At 74.3% G+C, this 17,406-nt stretch carries 13 protein-coding genes; 10 read left to right on the forward strand and 3 right to left on the reverse strand.

Annotated features, from left to right (window positions below):
• Positions 1-164: 164 nt before the first annotated feature.
• From V6U81_RS25715 to V6U81_RS25725, 3 genes are all read left to right on the forward strand, one after another.
• Positions 165-698 carry a DUF6817 domain-containing protein gene (locus V6U81_RS25715; protein WP_334492913.1) on the forward strand — a complete coding sequence of 178 codons (534 nt, stop codon included), beginning with the start codon at positions 165-167 and terminating at the stop codon, positions 696-698.
• Between the two features lie 56 nt (positions 699-754).
• Positions 755-1,159, forward strand: a complete 405-nt coding sequence (gene coaD, locus V6U81_RS25720) for a pantetheine-phosphate adenylyltransferase (RefSeq protein ID WP_334492915.1) — start codon at positions 755-757, stop codon at positions 1,157-1,159.
• A gap of 68 nt (positions 1,160-1,227) precedes the next feature.
• On the forward strand, positions 1,228-2,127 hold the full coding sequence (locus V6U81_RS25725) for a TIGR01777 family oxidoreductase (protein ID WP_334492917.1): 900 nt from the start codon (positions 1,228-1,230) through the stop codon (positions 2,125-2,127).
• A gap of 48 nt (positions 2,128-2,175) precedes the next feature.
• On the opposite strand, the gene V6U81_RS25730 is transcribed toward V6U81_RS25725, so the two are convergent.
• The gene (locus tag V6U81_RS25730; RefSeq protein WP_334492918.1) at positions 2,176-3,399 is read right to left on the reverse strand and encodes an extracellular catalytic domain type 1 short-chain-length polyhydroxyalkanoate depolymerase; all 1,224 of its coding nucleotides are present in this window, start codon (positions 3,397-3,399) and stop codon (positions 2,176-2,178) included.
• A gap of 198 nt (positions 3,400-3,597) precedes the next feature.
• Between V6U81_RS25730 and V6U81_RS25735 the strand changes: the two genes are divergently transcribed.
• The 4 genes from V6U81_RS25735 (at position 3,598) to V6U81_RS25750 (ending at position 8,002) form a co-directional block, all read left to right on the forward strand.
• The gene (locus tag V6U81_RS25735; protein ID WP_420884086.1) at positions 3,598-5,424 is read left to right on the forward strand and encodes a DUF6311 domain-containing protein; all 1,827 of its coding nucleotides are present in this window, start codon (positions 3,598-3,600) and stop codon (positions 5,422-5,424) included.
• Between the two features lie 186 nt (positions 5,425-5,610).
• Complete coding sequence (lipB, locus tag V6U81_RS25740; RefSeq protein WP_334492919.1) at positions 5,611-6,252, forward strand: lipoyl(octanoyl) transferase LipB; 642 nt, start codon at positions 5,611-5,613, stop codon at positions 6,250-6,252.
• A gap of 127 nt (positions 6,253-6,379) precedes the next feature.
• Positions 6,380-6,724: a YciI family protein gene (locus V6U81_RS25745; protein WP_334492921.1), complete on the forward strand. Its 345-nt coding sequence runs from the start codon at positions 6,380-6,382 to the stop codon at positions 6,722-6,724.
• Positions 6,725-6,733: 9 nt separating this feature from the next.
• Positions 6,734-8,002 (forward strand): RNA polymerase sigma factor, encoded by a 1,269-nt coding sequence (locus V6U81_RS25750; protein ID WP_334492923.1) that lies wholly within the window; start codon positions 6,734-6,736, stop codon positions 8,000-8,002.
• Positions 8,003-8,091: 89 nt separating this feature from the next.
• On the opposite strand, the gene aspS is transcribed toward V6U81_RS25750, so the two are convergent.
• Positions 8,092-9,378 carry an aspartate--tRNA(Asn) ligase gene (aspS, locus tag V6U81_RS25755; RefSeq protein WP_334492937.1) on the reverse strand — a complete coding sequence of 429 codons (1,287 nt, stop codon included), beginning with the start codon at positions 9,376-9,378 and terminating at the stop codon, positions 8,092-8,094.
• Positions 9,379-9,803: 425 nt separating this feature from the next.
• Here aspS and lipA point away from each other — a divergent pair, with 425 nt between their 5' ends.
• The 3 genes from lipA (at position 9,804) to V6U81_RS25770 (ending at position 14,073) form a co-directional block, all read left to right on the forward strand.
• A complete protein-coding gene (lipA, locus tag V6U81_RS25760) occupies positions 9,804-10,793 on the forward strand; it encodes a lipoyl synthase (protein WP_334492925.1) in 990 nt (329 codons plus the stop codon).
• A gap of 59 nt (positions 10,794-10,852) precedes the next feature.
• The gene (locus V6U81_RS25765) at positions 10,853-12,481 is read left to right on the forward strand and encodes a hypothetical protein (protein ID WP_334492928.1); all 1,629 of its coding nucleotides are present in this window, start codon (positions 10,853-10,855) and stop codon (positions 12,479-12,481) included.
• Between the two features lie 146 nt (positions 12,482-12,627).
• Positions 12,628-14,073, forward strand: coding sequence for an NAD(P)/FAD-dependent oxidoreductase (locus V6U81_RS25770; protein WP_334492930.1), 1,446 nt, complete (start codon positions 12,628-12,630; stop codon positions 14,071-14,073).
• A gap of 291 nt (positions 14,074-14,364) precedes the next feature.
• On the opposite strand, the gene V6U81_RS25775 is transcribed toward V6U81_RS25770, so the two are convergent.
• Positions 14,365-17,295, reverse strand: a complete 2,931-nt coding sequence (locus V6U81_RS25775) for a helix-turn-helix transcriptional regulator (RefSeq protein WP_420884087.1) — start codon at positions 17,293-17,295, stop codon at positions 14,365-14,367.
• Between the last annotated feature and the right edge of the window lie 111 nt (positions 17,296-17,406).

The following is a 17,406-nucleotide window of genomic DNA, read 5'->3' on the forward strand; positions in this document are numbered from 1 at the left end:
CGTCCTCATGCTCGTGCCACGCCCAACACCGAAGTCAGGTGGCGTTGAGGTGCTGGGGTTGCCGACCCTCGGCCAGCCGAGTGCCAGACGTATCCACGGCGCTGTGACATATTGCCCACACCCAGGGGCCAGCGAATCCGACAGCCGATACCTACAGTCTGGCCATGAGCACCGACAAAGGCGTGCGGGTCTGGCTCCGCCGGCATGGAGCTGAGCAGATCGCGCATCCCGGGGGCAACCTGTACGCCCACCTGTGTCGAGTCAGCGAACGACTCGCCGTGCTCGGCTGCAGCAGTGAAGTGCAAGCCGCCGGCCTTACCCACGCCGTCTACGGCACCGACGGGTTCGACCTCGCCCTGCTTGATCGGGCCGATCGTGCTGTGCTACGGGATCTCGTTGGTGCCGACACCGAGGAGCTTGTCTATCTGTATGGCGCCTGCGACCGTGGACGCAGCTGGCGGGAGCTGGCGAAGACCGGCCAGGTGTTCGACCGCTTCGTACGTCAGGTGAGAACGCCGAATGCGGCTCAACTTCGGTCGCTCATGGACCTGAGCATCGTCAACGAACTGGACGTCATCGAGCACGATCCTGCGGTGGCGGACCGGCACGGTACCTACTTCCGGGAACTGTTCGCCTCTTGGGCCCCACTGGCCTCTGAGCAGGTCAACCGCGATGCGCAGCGGGTCTTGCGGCCGTGACACCCGAACCATCGGCAGGGCCACGTTCGACAGCACGCACCCCCGGTCGCGTACGCGTGCGAGCCGTCTACCCCGGCAGCTTTGATCCCTTCACTCCCGGGCATTTGAATGTGGTGAACCGGGCACGCGACCTCTTCGACGAAGTGGTCGTGCTCGTCGCGGTCAACAGCATCAAGCATCCGGGCACCGACGAAGAGGAGCGAGCGGCCGCTGTTCGGGCCATTCTGCCGGTCGAGTGGACCTCCGTCACCGTTGCGGCCTGGAGCGGGTTGACCTCCACCTACTGCCGTCGCCAGGAAGTAGGAGTGATCGTCCGCGGCGTGCGTAACACCACCGACCTCCAGTACGAGTACCGGCTCGCCGCGATGAACCAGTCGCTGGGTGTCCCCACGGTATTTCTGCCGGCGCAGCCCGAACTGGCCGCGGTGTCTTCGACTGCGGTGCGAACGCTGGGAAAGTGACCTTCGTCCACGGGTGACTCATCCCGCTCAACGCATCCAAGTCCACATCCGTACCCGAAGATATGAACATGCGGATCCTCATGGCCGGCGCGTCCGGCTTCCTCGGCACCCGGCTGGTCGACCGGCTCACCGCCGACGGGCACCAGGTCACCCGGCTGGTCCGGCGACCGCCGCGCGCCTCCGACGAACGACAGTGGAACCCGTCCGCCGGGCAGCTCGACCCGGCCGTGGTCGCCGAGGCCGACGCGGTGGTCAACCTGGCCGGCGCCGGGGTCGGCGACAAGCGCTGGGACGACGCCTACAAGCAGCTCATCCGGTCGAGCCGGGTGGACAGTACGACCACGCTGGCGATCGCCATCGCCGGGCTGCCGGCGGCGGACCGGCCGACGGTGCTGCTGAACTCCTCCGCCGTCGGCTGGTACGGCAACACCGGCGACCGGGCCGTGGAGGAGGACTCGCCGGCGGGCGAGGGCTTCCTCGCCGACGTCTGCCGGGTCTGGGAGGCCGCGACCCGGCCGGCCGAGGACGCCGGGGTACGGGTGGTCCGGCTCCGCACCGGCCTGCCGCTGCACCGCGACGGCGGTCTGCTCAAACCGCAGCTGCTCCCGTTCAAGCTGGGCATCGCCGGGCGGCTGGGCAGCGGCCGGCAGTGGCTGCCGTGGATCTCGATGCGGGACTGGCTGGACGCCGCGGTCTTCCTGCTGGATCGGGGCGACGTCGCCGGCCCGGTCAACGGTGTCGGCCCGACCCCGGTCACGAATGCCGAGTTCACCCGGGAGCTGGCCCGCCAGCTGCACCGCCCGGCGATCATCCCGATCCCCGCGGTGGCCCTCAAGGTCGCCCTCGGCGGCTTCGCCCACGAGGCCCTCACCAGCACCCGCGTGCTGCCGGGCGTCCTGACCAGGGCCAACTTCCGCTACACCCACCCCGACCTGTCCAGCGCCCTGCACGCCGCCCTGACCGATTGACGGCGCAGGGGCCCTTCCCGCGCGGGATGGGCCCCTGCGGGCGTCCGGTCAGCAGCCGATGACCCAGTAGTTGGGGGCGGTCTGCTTGAGGGTGGTGGTGTAGAAGGTGTTGTAGAGGCCCATCCGCTGGTTGCTGCCCAGGGCATAGGCGTAGCCGCCGGACTGGTAGGCGCGGCCGGCGGTGACGTGGGCGTAGTTGCTGGCGGTGACGCAGACCGGGGACGCGGTCGGGGTGGGCGTGGGGGACGCGGTCGGGCTGGGCGAGGACGTCGCCGTCGGGGTCGGGCTGGGCGTGACGCCGCCGTTCAGGCCGAAGAAGAGCGCGTCCCGGTAGGTCGAGCAGATGGTGTCCAGGAAGTACGAGGTGGCCGTGCCGCACTGGTCGGTGGCCGAGCCGGGGTCGACCGGCGTCCCGTGGCCCATGCCGGAGACCCGGTAGAGCCGGACGGCGTCGCTGCCGTACACCTCCAGGCTGGTGCCGCCGGGCAGCGAGGCGGTGCTGCTCGGACTCTGCGAGACGCCGAGCACGTTGGTCCACTGGTCCCGGGACTCGGTGGCGTTCATCGGCACCACGGTGGTGTCCGAGGTGCCGTGCCAGATGGACACCCGGGGGCGCCGGCCGGTGTAGCCGGGGTACGCGTTGCGGACCAGGTCGCCCCAGGCGGCCGGGGTCTGGTCCACCCCGCTGTATTGGCAGGTGCTGGTCGACGCGGGCGGCGAGCAGCGGTAGGGGATCCCGGCGATGACCGAGCCGGCGGCGAAGACGTCCGGGTAGGTGGCGAGCATGACCGAGGTCATCGCCCCGCCGGCCGAGAGCCCGCTGATGAAGATGCGGTTGCCGTCGAGGCCATAGTTGCTCTTCGCGTAGTCGACCATCTGCCTGATCGACAGCGCCTCGCCCTGGCCCCGGTTGATGTCCCCCTCGGTGTACCAGTTGAAGCAGCTCAGCGACTGGTTGGCGCTGGACTGCTGGGGCACGATCAGGGCGAACTTCCACAGGTCGGCGTACTTCTGCCAGCCGGAGTTGGCGAAGTAGCCGGAGGCGTTCTGGGTGCAGCCGTGCAGCAGCACCACGGCCGGCGCGTTGGCCGGCAGGCCGTCCGGGCGGTAGGCGTACATGGCCAGGTTGCCGGGGTTGGAGCCAAAGCCGGTGACCTGGGTGAGGCTGGCGGCCTGGGCGGGCACGGCGATGGCGACCAGGGCGGCCGCGGCCAGCGCGACCCCGGCGACCGCCCCGGCGAGCCGGGCGAGGATGGATGAGGAGCGGCGCACGGCGACCTCCTGTTGCGGTGTGTGAACTGGGTCACCCCCGAGTTGCCGCGACGTTACGTCGATGTTTCCAACCGGCGACATGGCCGGCGTTCACACATTCGCCGTCGCCGATGTAGTGGTCGGCAGCCCGGGATCGCGCCCCAAGCCGGCTTCCGTGTCTGCCCGGTGCGTACGGATCCGGTTGGTAACGTCCGCTCCGTGCCGACCTCCCCCACCCGGGCCGCCGACCGGCCACCCGCCAGCGTGCCCGCCGCCGACCGGGGACGAAGGGCCGACCTGGTCGTGGCGCTCGTCGCGGTCGCCCTGGCCGTCTGGGTGACCAGCGGCCTGTGGCGCGACCCGAACCACCGGGCGATCACCGTCAACTCCAGCGACCAGGCGCTCTTCGAATGGCTGCTCGCCTTCGGCGGACACGCGCTCACCCACGGGGAGAACCCGCTCTTCACCCATTTGATCAACGTGCCGGACGGGGTGAACCTCGCGGTCAACACCTCGGTCACCGTGTACGCGGCGGTCTTCGCCCCGCTGACGTACCTGGTCGGGGCGCCGGCGACGTTCCTGGTGATCCTCACCCTCAACCTGGCCGCCACCGCGCTGGCCTGGTACTGGCTGCTCTCCCGGCACCTGGTCCGCAGCCGGCTGGCCGCCGCCGTCGGGGCGCTCTTCATCGCCTACTCCCCCGGCATGGTGGCGCACGCCAACGCCCACCTGAACTGGACCGCCGGCTGGCTGGTGCCGCTGCTGGTGTTCGGCGTGTTCGGGCTGCGCCGACCGGGACGCTGGCGGCGTGGCGGGATCGTGCTGGGCGTGCTGGTCGCGGTCGCCTTTTCCATCGCCGCCGAGGGGCTCTTCTTCACCGCCCTGGCCCTCGCCGTCTTCCTGGCCGCCTGGGCGCTGCACCCGGCCCGCCGGGCCGAGGCCCGGGCGGCGCTGCCCGACTTCCTGCGCGGGCTGGGGGTGACCGCGCTGGTGGCCGGGGTGCTGCTGGCGTACCCACTCTGGTTGCACTTCGCCGGCCCGCAGCGCTTCCACGGCACCGGCTTCGACCCGATGATCCACTCCGAGGACATCGCCGCATTCGGGGCGTACCCGAGCCGGTCGCTGGCCGGGCTGGCCGGTCTGGACACCTCGCTGGCGCCCAACCCGACCGAGGAGAACTCGTTCTTCGGGCTGCCGCTGCTGCTGCTCGCCGTGGCCTGCTTCACCCTGCTGTGGCGGCGGGCCGACCCCGGACGCCGGGCGACGCTGGCCGCGCTCGGCAGCACCGGGGTGGTCTTCGCGGTGCTCTCCTGGGGGCCGGTGGCCAAGTGGGCCGGCACCCGCACCGGGCAGGTGCTCCCCTTCGGCGTGCTGGACAACCTGCCGGTGGTCAACGCCGCGCTGCCGTCCCGGCTGGCGCTCGCGGTCGCCCCGGTGATCGGCCTGCTGCTGGCGTACACGGTCGATCTGCTGCGCGCGGATCCGCCGCGGCGGCGCGGCGCGGGGGTGGCCTGGGGCCTGGGCTTCGCCGTGGCGCTGCTGCCGCTGCTGCCGGTCCCGCTGCTGACCACGGTGCGCCCGCCCGTGCCGCAGTTCATCACGGCCGGCACCTGGCGCCAGTACGTCCCGCCCGGTGAGGTGCTCACCCCGCTGCCGCTGACCCTGGACGTCACCCCCGACGGGCAGCGCTGGCAGGCGTACGCGCTCACCCACGGCCAGGGTGAGTTCCGCATCCCGGCCGGCTTCTTCCTCGGCCCCGGCGGGCCGGACGGGCGGGGCCAGATCGGCCCGCCGCCGCGCACCTTCGACACCCTGATGGACCAGGCGGGTCGGACCGGGCTCACCCCGATCGTCACCGAAGGCAGCATCCAGCTCTCCCGGGCCGACCTGCGCTACTGGGGAGTCCGGGCGGTGGTGCTCCCCGACGAGGTGGACGGGGCGAAGTACGACCTCGACGAGGAGGCCCTGCGGCGCACGGCCACCGCCCTCCTCGGCCCGCCCCGCCGGGTCGACGACGTCTGGCTCTGGACGATCCCGGCGCTCTAACCCCCCTCCCTCCCTCCCTCCCCTCCCCGCGATCTTGCAGTAGTGGCCCCGGCATATCGGACGGAAGCCGCGGCACGGGGGCCGAAAGTGCAAGATCGGCGAGGTGGGAGGGGGTGGGGGTGGGGTGGGGGTGGGGGCGACGGAGCTCACCCGGGTGGGGCGGGGGGCCGGGTTTAGGCTGGGAGGGTGACTGCTACGACTTCCGGGCTGACTGCCGTCCACGCCGGCGTACTCGACTACCAGGCCGCGTGGGACGAGCAGCGGCGCCTGCACGAGGCGGTGGTGGCCGGTGAGCGCGCCGACACCGTGCTGCTGCTGGAGCACCCCAGCGTCTACACCGCCGGCAAGCGCACCGAGCCCTGGGACCGCCCGACCGACGGCACCCCGGTGGTCGACGTCGACCGGGGCGGCAAGATCACCTGGCACGGCCCGGGTCAGCTCGTCGGCTACCCGATCGTCCGGCTGCCCGACCCGGTGGACGTGGTCGCCTACGTGCGCCGCACCGAGCAGCTGCTGATCGACGTCTGCGCCGAGGTCGGGCTGGCCGCCGGGCGGGTCGAGGGGCGCAGCGGGGTCTGGGTGCCGGAGGACGACCGGGGTCCGGCCCGCAAGGTGGCCGCCATCGGCATCCGGGTCGCCCGCGGGGTGACCCTGCACGGCTTCTCGATCAACTGCGACTGCGACCTGGGGTACTTCGACCGGATCGTGCCGTGCGGCATCCGGGACGCCGGGGTCACCTCGCTCACCGCCGAGCTGGGCCGCCCGGTCACCGTCGCCGACGTGCTGCCGGTGGTCGAGCGCCACCTGACCACCCTCGTCGAGGTCTGAGCGACTTTTTCCCGCCCCGGTGTCCCGCCGGGCGTCCTCCCGATCGTCCCTATGGTGGAGTCGGCGATCAGCGCCGGCACCGACTGAGGCCGGCGACCGGCGCCGGCCCCGGACGCGAGGAGCGGACATGCCCACCTACATCGCGCTGACCTACACCGCCGACGTCGACTGGACGGCCCCCGAGCAGGCCGCCGAGATGCAGGAGTACCGGGAGTTCGGCGAGGCCGCCCGGGCGGTGATCCGGGGCGGCGCCGCGCTCTATCCGACCGCCACCGCCACCACCGTGCGGGTCGGCGGCGGCAAGGGTGGCGACGTGCTCACCACCGACGGCCCGTACGCGGAGACCAAGGAGGCCCTGACCGGCTTCTACCTGCTGGACTGCGCGGACCTGGACGAGGCGGTCGCGACGGCCGCGAAGCTCCCCGCGGCCTGGAACGGCGCGGTCGAGGTCCGCCCGGTCATCCCGCTGTAGTCGGTGCCGATGCCGACCGGTGACGCGAAGACGGCGGACGGGACCGGCGCGTGGGCCGACCCGGCCGCGGCGAGCGCGGCGGGCGTGGTCCGGGCCGAACGGGCCCGGATCCTGGCCACCCTGATCCGCGTCACCGGCAGCGTCGACCTCGCCGAGGACGCCACCCAGGACGCGGTGGTCCGGGCCCTGGAGAGCTGGCCGCGTGACGGTGTGCCGGAGAACCCGCGCGGCTGGCTGCTGGTGGTGGCCCGGCGCCGGGCGGTCGACCTGATCCGTCGCGAGGCCCGGCGGGCCGGGAAGGAGGCCGAGGCCGTGTCGCTGCTCGACCCCACCCCCGAACCGCCCCAGGTGGTCCGGGACGACCTGCTCCGGCTGGTCTTCACCTGCTGCCACCCGACCCTGTCGCTGGACGCGCAGGTGGCGCTGGCACTGCGGACCCTCGGCGGGCTGAGCATCGCCGAGGTGGCCCGCGCCCTGGTGGTCCCCGAGGCCACCATGGCCAAGCGGCTCACCCGCACCAGGCAGAAGATCGCCAAGGCCCGCATCCCGTACCGGGTGCCGACGGCCGAGGAACTGCCGGACCGGCTGGTCGGGGTGGCCGCCACCGTCTACCTGATCTTCAACGAGGGCTACTCCGCCGGCTCCGGGGACGACCTGGTCCGGGTCGGCCTGGCCGAGGAGGGGCTGCGGCTGGCCCGGCTGCTGGCCGAGCTGATGCCGGACGAGCCCACCGTGCTCGGCCTGCTGGCGCTGCTGCTGTTGCAGAACTCCCGCCGCGCCGCCCGGCTCGACCCCGACGGCCGGCTGCTGCTCCTCGCCGAGCAGGACCGGTCGCGCTGGGACCGGGCGGCGATCACCGCCGGGGTGGAGCTGGTCGGCCGAGCGCTGCGCCGCACCCCGCACCACCCCGACCGGTACGTGGTACAGGCCGCCGTCGCCGCCTGCCACGCCCTCGCCCCGTCGTACGACCGGACGCCGTGGGACGCGGTGATCTCCTGGTATGAGGTGCTGCTCACCGTGCACGACACCCCGGTGGTCCGGTTGAACCGGGCGGCGGCGGTCGCCGAGCGGGACGGCCCCGCCGCCGGGCTCGCCCTGGTCGACGCGCTCGACGGGCTGCACGACTACCCGTGGTGGCACGCCAGCCGGGCCGAGCTGCTGCGCCGCCTCGCCCGGCCGACCGAGGCGATGGCCGCGTACGAGCAGGCGCTGGCGCTCGGGACGAACGGGCCGCAGGCGGACCACCTGCGCCGCAGGCTCGCCGAGCTGACCGCCTAGGCGGCGCTGGTGGACGTGCGCCCCGACCACGAACGGCACGCCGAAGGGTCCCGTCCCGCCGGCCGGGTGGCCGGCGGGACGGGCGTCCGCTACGGGGTGAGGCGGTGCAGGTCACGCGGGAAGGCGGTGACCTCCCGGACGTTGGCCGCGCCGACCAGGCGGGCGACGAAGCGTTCCAGCCCGATGGCGAAGCCGCCGTGCGGTGGCATGCCGTGCCGGAACGCGTCGAGATAGCCGGCGTACGGCTCGACCGGCTCACCCCGGGCGGCCAGCGCCGCGAGGTAGTCGTCGTACCGGTGCAGCCGCTGCCCGCCGGTGACCAGCTCCAGCCCCCGGAAGAGCAGGTCGAAGCCGTTGGAGTACGCCGGCCGCGCCGGGTCGGGATGGGTGTAGAAGGGCCGCTTGGCCATCGGGTAGCCGGTGACGAAGAGGAAGTCCGAACCGTGCTCGGCCCGGGCCCACTCCCCCAGCGCCCGCTCGTGGGCGGGGGCGAGGTCCGGCTCGTCGGCCGGCGCCCCGGCGATCTTCAGCGCCTCGGTGAAGTGCACCGCCGGAATCTCGGCCGGCACCTCCGACGGGGTCACGTCGAGGGTCGCCAGCTCCCCGGCCGCCCGGTCGGCGACCGTCGCCATCATGCCGGCGAGGGTGTCGCGCAGTACCGCCATCACGTCGCGGTGATCGGCGACGAAGCCCAGCTCGGCGTCGAGGGAGGTGTACTGCGCCAGGTGCCGGACGGTGTCGTGCGGTTCGGCGCGGAACACCGGACCGACCTCGTAGACCCGCTCGAAGACGCCCACCATGAGCTGCTTGTAGAACTGCGGCGACTGGGCCAGGTACGCGGGCCGGCCGAACCAGTCCAGCGCGAAGACGTTCGCCCCGCTCTCGGTGGACGAGCCGACCACCTTCGGGGTGTGGATCTCCACGAAGCGGTGCTCGTCGAGGGCGGCCCGGAACCCGGCCACCGCCGCCGCCGAGATGCGCAGCGCCGCCGAGCGGGTCGGGTGGCGCAGCGCCACGGGGGCGTTGTCCAGCTGGGTGGGCAGGGTCGCGGTGAGCGCCGGCCGGTACAGGTCGAACGGCGGCGGCACGGCGGGCGGTCCGAGTGGTCGTACCGTCGGGTCGGTGAGCTCGACCCCGGCGGGCGCCGTCGGGTTCGCGGTGGCCCGGCCGACCACCTCGACGACGGTCTCCTCGGTGAGGGTCTCCAGCTGGGCGCGGACCGCAGGGTCGGTGACCACGACCTGGGCCAGGCCGGTGGCGTCCCGCACGATCAGGAAGGCCACCGACTTGAGCAGCCGGCGGCGGTGCACCCAGCCGGCGATCCGGACGGATTCCCCGACATGGTGGCTGAGCTGGGCAGAAAGGATGCGTTGCACGGTGGCTACCTCCTTGATCATCGCAACGCGATCCCCAGGGAGGTGTGGGCGAGCGGGAACCTCGCGGTGCCACCACACCTTCGTCCCCGCCGGGGCGGGGACCTCGTTCGTCGCCTGATGACCGGGGCCAGCCGGGCGGGCTCTACTGGGCGCGGCCCGTCAGGGCCGGCACCGTTCTTCCCGCAGCTCGGGAGGGTCTTCGCGCGCCGGCACCAGACCGCCTTCCAGCAACCGGCGGCTCTCTGCACTGGCGGATCGGCGCGCTACTCGGCTCCGTCACAGCTCTGCCGGGACGCTAACACGTCGACCGCGTTCCGTGTGACGACACTTTTTCGCCCTGCGGTGTCCGGTGTCACAACATCTGGGGCGTGACGCCGGTCGCCCGGCGTTCATCGACCGCCACCGTCCGGCGTAGTCTCGTTTTCGTGACGATCGAGCACTCCACGCCGACGACCGAGCAGGCCAGCCGCACCGCGACGGTCGCGCCCGAAGGGCGCCGCCTGCTGCGGATCGAGGCGCGCAACGCCGAGACGCCGATCGAGCGCAAGCCGCCGTGGATCAAGGTCAAGGCCAAGATGGGGCCGGAGTACACCCAGCTGCGCGGACTCGTCGCGCGCGAGGGGCTGCACACCGTCTGCCAGGAGGCCGGCTGCCCCAACATCTACGAGTGCTGGGAGGACCGCGAGGCCACCTTCCTCATCGGCGGTGACCAGTGCACCCGGCGCTGCGACTTCTGCCAGATCGACACCGGCAAGCCGGCCGAGTTCGACGCCGACGAGCCGCGCCGGGTCGCCGAATCGGTGGCCGCGATGGGGCTGCGCTACGCCACCATCACCGGCGTCGCCCGCGACGACCTGCCCGACGGCGGCGCCTGGCTCTACGCCGAGACGGTCCGGCAGATCCACGCCCTCCAGTCCGGCTGCGGCGTCGAGCTGCTGATCCCCGACTTCAACGCCGTCCCCGAGCAGCTCGCCGAGGTGTTCAGCTCCCGGCCCGAGGTGCTGGCGCACAACGTCGAGACGGTGCCCCGCATCTTCAAGCGGATCCGCCCGGCGTTCCGCTACGAGCGCTCCCTGGACGTGATCCGGCAGGCCCGGGCCGACGGCCTGGTCACCAAGAGCAACCTGATCCTGGGCATGGGCGAGGAGCGGGCCGAGGTCTCGCAGGCGCTGCGCGACCTGCACGAGGCCGGCTGCGAGCTGATCACCATCACCCAGTACCTGCGCCCCTCGCCCCGGCACCACCCGGTCACCCGCTGGGTCAAGCCCGAGGAGTTCGTCGAGCTGCGCGAGGAGGCCGAGGAGATCGGCTTCGCCGGCGTGATGAGCGGGCCGCTGGTGCGCTCGTCGTACCGCGCCGGGCGGCTCTACAAGCAGGCGCTCGACGCCCGCGAGCAGGTCACCGCCACCTCCTGAGGCACCGGCATCCCGCGTCGGGGGCCGTCGGCCGCCGTCCGGATGTCATGATCACAGGCATGACCGCCGGGGTACGCCAGCAGTCGCGCGACGCGGCACGCCCGCGCGCCGGCCGGTGGCCCCGACCACCGGTGCTGCTGGCCCTGCTGGTCGGGCTCGCCGGGGTCGGGTACCGGCTCGCCCTGCTGCTCGCCGACACACCCCGGACCAACAGCGACGAGGCGACGATGGGGCTCGCCGCGCTGCACATCGCCCGGGGCGAGGACTTCCCGGTCTTCTTCTACGGCCAGGCGTACATGGGCGCCCTGGAGGCGTACCTGGCCGCGCCGCTGTTCGCCCTGTTCGGACCGTCGGTGCCGGCGTTGCGGCTGCCCCTGCTCGCCCTGTACGCCCTCTTCCTGCTGCTCGCCTGGCGGTTGACCCGCCGGCTCGGCGGCGACCGCTGGTTCGCGCTGCTGGTGGTCACGGTGCTGGCGCTGGGCTCGGACCGGATCGTGAAGAACCAGCTCATCGCGGGTGGCGGCTACCCGGAGCTGAACCCGATCGGGGTGGGGCTGGCGCTGCTCGCCCTGGACCTGGCCGCCGGCCGGGCGGCGGGACGGCGGTGGCGGTTCGCCGCGTTCGGGCTGCTCACCGGGCTCACCCTCTGGGTGGACCCGCTGCTGCTGCCGTACCTGCTGGCGCTCGGCGCGGTGCTCGCCGGCACCGTCCGGCGCGAGCTGCGCGGCCGGTCCGGCCTGCTGCTCGGCGGCGCCGCGCTGTTCGGGGCCGCGCCGCTGCTGGGAGAGAGCCTCGCCCACGGCCGCAACCCGCTGACCGCGGTGTTCCACGCCGGCGGCGGTGACGCGGCGGCGGCCTGGGCCGACCGGCTGCACGGCGGCCTGGTGCTCGGGCCGCCGCTGGGCATGGGCCTCTGCGCCCCGAGTCACTGCGCGCCGTGGCAGCTCTGGTGGGCGGTCGCCCTGCCGGTGCTGCTGGTTCTGGCCGGTCTGGCCGCCTGGCGCGGGCTGGGTGGGGCCGACACCGGTGGCGTCGGCCCGGAGCAGGCGCGGCGGGCGCCGGCGGCGGTGCGGCTGGCGCTGGTGATCGGGGCGGCGGGCACCCTCGCCGCGTACACGGTCAGCAGCGCGGCCGGGCTGACCCCGGTGGAGAGTTCCCGTTACCTGTCCTGTCTGGGCATCTCGACCCCGGCACTGCTCTGGCCACTCTGGACGGCGGCCCGCCGGAGCCGCCACCCCGTCGACGGGCGGCCCGCCACCCCGACCGGTCGCGGCCTGCGACGCGTCGCGGCGGTCGGCACGCTGGTCGCGCTGGTGGCCGCCGGCACGGTCGCCACCGTCGGCGCGATCGGCCGGACGCCCACCGACCGCGCGGAGGCGGACCGACACCGGGCCATGGCGGACGCGCTGCGCGAGCGGGGCGTCCGCCAGGTGTACGGCGAGTACTGGACCTGCAACCGGCTCACCTTCGCGGCCGGTGAGGAGATCGTCTGCGCGGTGGTCGACGAGCGGCTGCGCCCCGGCTTCGACCGGCTGCCGGCGTACCGGCGGGAGGTGGCACGGGCGGCGGCGCCGGGGTACGTCGCGCCGGCCGGTTCCCCGCTCGCCGACCGGCTGGACCGGTCACCGCCGGCCGGGCTGACCCGGGTGACCGTGGACGGTTGGCGGCTCTGGCTGCCGGCGCGCTGACCCGCACCGCCGCCCGCTGACCCGCACCGCCGCCGGCAGGGCCGGACCGCCGGGCATCTCCCGCCGGCGCCCTCGGCGGCCCACCGTCCGGGCGGTGAGATGCTAGATTCCGCCGTCCCCGACCCCCTGCGATGGTGGTGTCCCTCATGGCCCAGCCGCACACGGTGATCATCGGTGCCGGTCCCGCCGGGCTGACCGCCGCGTACGAGCTGACCCGGCGGCGGGCCTCGGTCGACGTGGTGGAGGCGGACGACGTGGTCGGCGGGATCAGCCGGACCGTCGAGCGGGACGGCTGGCGGTTCGACATCGGCGGGCACCGGTTCTTCACCAAGGTGCCCCGGGTGGCGGCGTTCTGGCACGAGGTGCTGCCCCCCGCCGACTTCCCACTGCGCCCCCGGATGAGCCGGATCCACTACCGGGGCAGGCTCTTCGACTACCCGCTGCGGGCGGGGAACGCGCTGGCCAACCTCGGGCCGGTGGAGGCGGTGCGGTGCGTCGGGTCGTACCTGTGGGCGCGGGTACGCCCACCGGCCGACCAAAGCCACTTCGAGGGCTGGGTGTCGGCCCGGTTCGGCGCCCGGCTGTACCGGATGTTCTTCAAGACGTACACCGAGAAGGTCTGGGGGTTGCCCGCGACCGCGCTGCGGGCCGACTGGGCCGCGCAGCGGATCCGGAACCTGTCGCTCGGCGCGGCGGTGCGCGACGCGCTGCGGCCCGGCCGCGGCGGCACCGACGTGACCAGCCTGATCGAGGAGTTCCGCTACCCGCGGCTGGGCCCCGGGATGATGTGGGAACGCTGCGCCGAGCTGGTCACCACGGCCGGCGGCACGGTCACCGTGGACACCACGGTCCGCGCGGTGCACCGCGACGAGGGCCGGGCGGTCGCGGTGACCGTCGTCGGCGCCGACGGCGAGCGACGGATTGCGGCGGACCACGTGGTGTCGAGCATGCCGCTGCCCGCACTGGTCCGGGCGATGGACCCGCCGGCGCCGGCCGCGGTGCGGGCCGCCGCCGACGCGCTGCGGCACCGGGACTTCCTCACCGTCGCGCTGGTGGTGCCGACCGAGGCCGGCTTCCCGGACAACTGGATCTACGTGCACACGCCGGGGGTACGCGTCGGCCGGATCCAGAACTTCGGCGCGTGGTCGCCGGAGATGGTCCGCGACGGCGGCACCTGCCTCGGGCTGGAGTACTTCGTCACCGAGGGCGACGCGCTCTGGACCGCCGCCGACGACGAGCTGGTCGCGCTCGGCACCACCGAGCTGGGGCGGCTCGGCCTGGTCCGCGCCGGGACGGTCACCGCCGGGTACGTGGTGCGGATGCCGAAGGCGTACCCGGTCTACGACCAGGGGTATGCCGAGGCGGTCGACACCATCCGCCGGTGGCTCGCCGTGGCGGCGCCGAACGTGCACCCGGTCGGCCGCAACGGGATGCACCGCTACAACAACCAGGACCACTCGATGCTCACCGCGATGCTCACCGCGGAGAACATCCTCGACGACGCCGGCCATGACGTGTGGACGGTCAACGTGGACGACGACTACCACGAGGGGGGCGGCACGGGTCGCGCCGCGCCGGTGTTCCCCCGCTGACCCGCGCTCCCGGCGTGCCCGGCCATCGCGCCGGTCCCGCGTGCCCAGCCGCCGCGCCGACCCGCGTCTCGGGCCGTGCCTCTCGGGCCGTGCCCGCCCGGGTGCCCGATCGGCGTGTCGGCCCGGCGCGGTGGATTTCCTGATGAGCGATATGACGCAGAGGCATATTTATGCCTCTGCGTCATATCGCTCGTGACGACAACAGGGTGCCGGGAGGTGACGGACCGTGATGTCCGTCCAGCAGCGATCGTCAACCGCGCCGACGACGGCGGACCGGTTTCCGGGGGCGGGTCAGCGCGGTCCGGGGACGGCGTCGGCGGTGGTCGTCGCCCGGTCGAGCAGCCCCAGGCGGTGGGCGAGCGCCGCCGCCTCGCCCCGGTTGGTGACGTCCAGCTTGGCGATGATTCGGGAGACGTGCACGCTCGCCGTCTTCGGCGAGATGAAGAGCCGCTCGGCGATCCGGCTGTTGCTGTGTCCCTCCGCGACCAGCCGCAGCACCTCCTGCTCCCGCGAGGTGAGCAGGTCGGCCCCCGGCCTTCCCCGGGTCGCCCCGCGCAGCCCGACCCGCCGGGCCAGCGTGGCGGCGCAGTCGGCCAGCGGCGTCGCGCCGAGCCGCCCGGCGATCCCGGCGACCTCGGTCACCGCCGCCGACACCTCGTCCCGCTCCCCCGCCGCGGCGGCCGCCTCGGCCAGCGCCAGCAGGGCCCGGCCGAGGGGGTACGGCTGGCCGTCGACCCGCCACGCCTCGACCGCGGCGCGCCAGGCCGGCAGCTCCCCGTCCCGCCCGGCCAGGGTCGCCGCCACCTCGGCGGCGTACGCCCGCTCGGCGGGAAAGCGCACCGCCAGCCCGGCGGCGACCGGGGCGAGCCGGGCGGCGACGTCCGGCTCCCCGGTGGCGCGCAGTACCCGGGCGACGGCGGCCAGCAGCGGCCAGGCGTACCGGGGGTGCTCGGGGAGGCGGCGTTCGGTCAGCGCGACGGCCGCCGCCCGCAGCGCCTCGGGCCGGTCGCCGGCTGCCAGCGCCGCCTCCATCTCCAGCTCGATCAGGGGCAGCCGCTGGTGCGGGTGCAGGTACGGCTTGGCCAGGAACGCCAGCGCCCGACCGAGCGCCTCCTGGGTGCCCGGACGGGCCCGGGCCAGCCGCAGCCGGGCGCGCAGCTGGAGCCAGTGCGAGGCGGTCACCCCCGGCGGGTCGATCCGGGCCGCCTCCGCGCAGACCGCTTCGGCGTCGTCCCAGCTGCCCAGCGCGAGCAGCGCCTCGGCGCGATTCGACAGCAGGTACGCGCCGGTGGAGCGGCTCACCCCGACCCGGCGGGCCTCCCCGACGCCGCTTTCCGCCGCCTCGGCCGACTCCGCGTAGCGGCCCAGCTCGAAGAGCACGTCGGAGACGTACACCAGGGCGCTGACGACGGCCCACCCCTCGCCGGCGCGCCGGGCGGCCTCCTCGGCCCGGTGCAGGTCGGCCAGGCCCAGGTCGGCCAGCCCGTCCCGGCGGCGCACCAGGGTCAGCTTCAGCGGCAGCAGCGGCCCGGCGGCGGCCGAGGCGTGCGCCGAGGCGAGCACCTCGTCGGCGATCCGGGCCCCCTCCTCGGGGTCGATCCGGGCCAGGAAGGCGGCCACGTCGGCGAGGACCCGGAAGCGCTCCGGGCCGTCCGGCACCCCGGCCGCCAGCCGGTACGCGGCGTGCAGCTCGGCCGTGCCGTCGCTCTTGCCGAGCAGGGTCAGCAGCCGCCCCCGGCGGTAGAGCAGGCGGGCGGCCCGCAACGGCTGCGCCGCATCGTCCACCTCGTCCAGCGCCGCCCGGGTGAGGGTGAGCGCCCGGCCGTAGTCACCGGCGATCGTGGCCGCCTCCTGGGTCTGCTCCAGCACGGCGAGGTGGTCCATGCCGAGCCGGTCGGCGGCGTCGGGCACCACCTCCCACAGCGCCAGGACCCGTTCCAGCAGCCGGCTCCGCTCGGCGTACGCGTACCGGTCGGCGGCCGCCTCCGCCGCCGCCCGGGCGGTGACCAGGGCGCGGGGGTGATCGTGGGCGGCGTGCCAGTGGTGGGCGATCTCGGCCGGGGCGCGTCCGGCGACGACCAGGTGCGGCTGCGCCTCGATCGCGGCGGCGTACCGGGCGTGCAGGCGGGCGTGCTCGCCGGGGAGCAGCTCGTCGTGGACGGCCTCGCGGACCAGCGCGTGCCGGAACTCGTAGTCACCGTCGGGGCCGGCGACGACGAGCTGGGCGGCGACCGCGGCGCGCAGCGCGTCCTCCAGCTCGTGCTCGGGCAGGCGGGCGACCTCGGCGAGGAGCTGGTGGGCGATCCGGGTGCCGCCGGCGGCGGCGACCCGCAGCACCCGCTGGGCGGCGTCGGGCAGCCGGTCGACCCGGGCGAGCAGCAGGTCGCGCAGGGTGTCCGGCAGGGTGGCGCAGCCGACCGGGCCACTGGCGGCGGCCAACTCCTCGATGAAGAAGGGATTGCCCTGGGTCCGTTCGTGGATGTCGTCCACGGCCCGGGCGGACTGCTCGCCGCCGAGCAGGTCGGTGAGGATCGCGGCGGTGCCGTCCCGGCCCAGCCGGGCCAGGTCCACCCGCTCGACGCCGCGGGCCCGGTCCAGCTCGGCGAGGAAGGGGCGCAGCGGGTGGCCCCGGTGCAGCTCGTCGGTGCGGTACGTGCAGACCAGCAGCATCCGCGCGGTGCGGGTGGCCCGGACGAGGAAGCCGATCAGATCCCGGGTGGACCGGTCGGCCCAGTGCAGGTCCTCGATCAGCAGCACCATCGGCTGGGCGGCGGCGAGCCGGTGGAACAACTCGCCGACCAGGTCGAACAGGTAGCCCCGGGGGGCGTCGGAGGGGATCGGCCCGGCCGGCGCGGCGCCCGCGGCGGGCACCCGGGCCAGCTCGGGCAGGAGCCGGGCGAACTCCGCCTCGTACCCGTCGAAGGCGCCCGGACCGTCGCGGCGCAGCACCTCGCGGAGCGCGGCGGCGAACGGCGCGAACGGCAGCCCGGCCTCACCCAGCTCCAGGCACTGCCCGACCAGCATGCGCGCCCCGGCGGCGGTGGCCAGCGCGCCGAACTCGTCCAGCAGGCGGGTCTTGCCGACGCCGGCCTCACCGCCGACCAGGACGGTGGTCGGCTCGCCGGAGCGGGCCCGGTCGAAGGCGGCGCGCAGCATCCCCAACTCGTCCTGGCGGCCCACGAGGACGGTGCTGGCGGCGCGTACGGTCACGGCACCGAGCATGCCATGGTTGTCGCCGTCGCCGGTCCCGCCGGCGGGCCGCCCCGCGACCGGCCGCCCCGTGCCGGCCGGTCGCGGGGCGCTGCGAGCGGCGTCCGCCGGCGGCCCGTCGGT

It is taken from the genome of Micromonospora lacuserhaii (assembly GCF_036902735.1).
In the GTDB taxonomy this organism is placed as follows: domain Bacteria; phylum Actinomycetota; class Actinomycetes; order Mycobacteriales; family Micromonosporaceae; genus Micromonospora.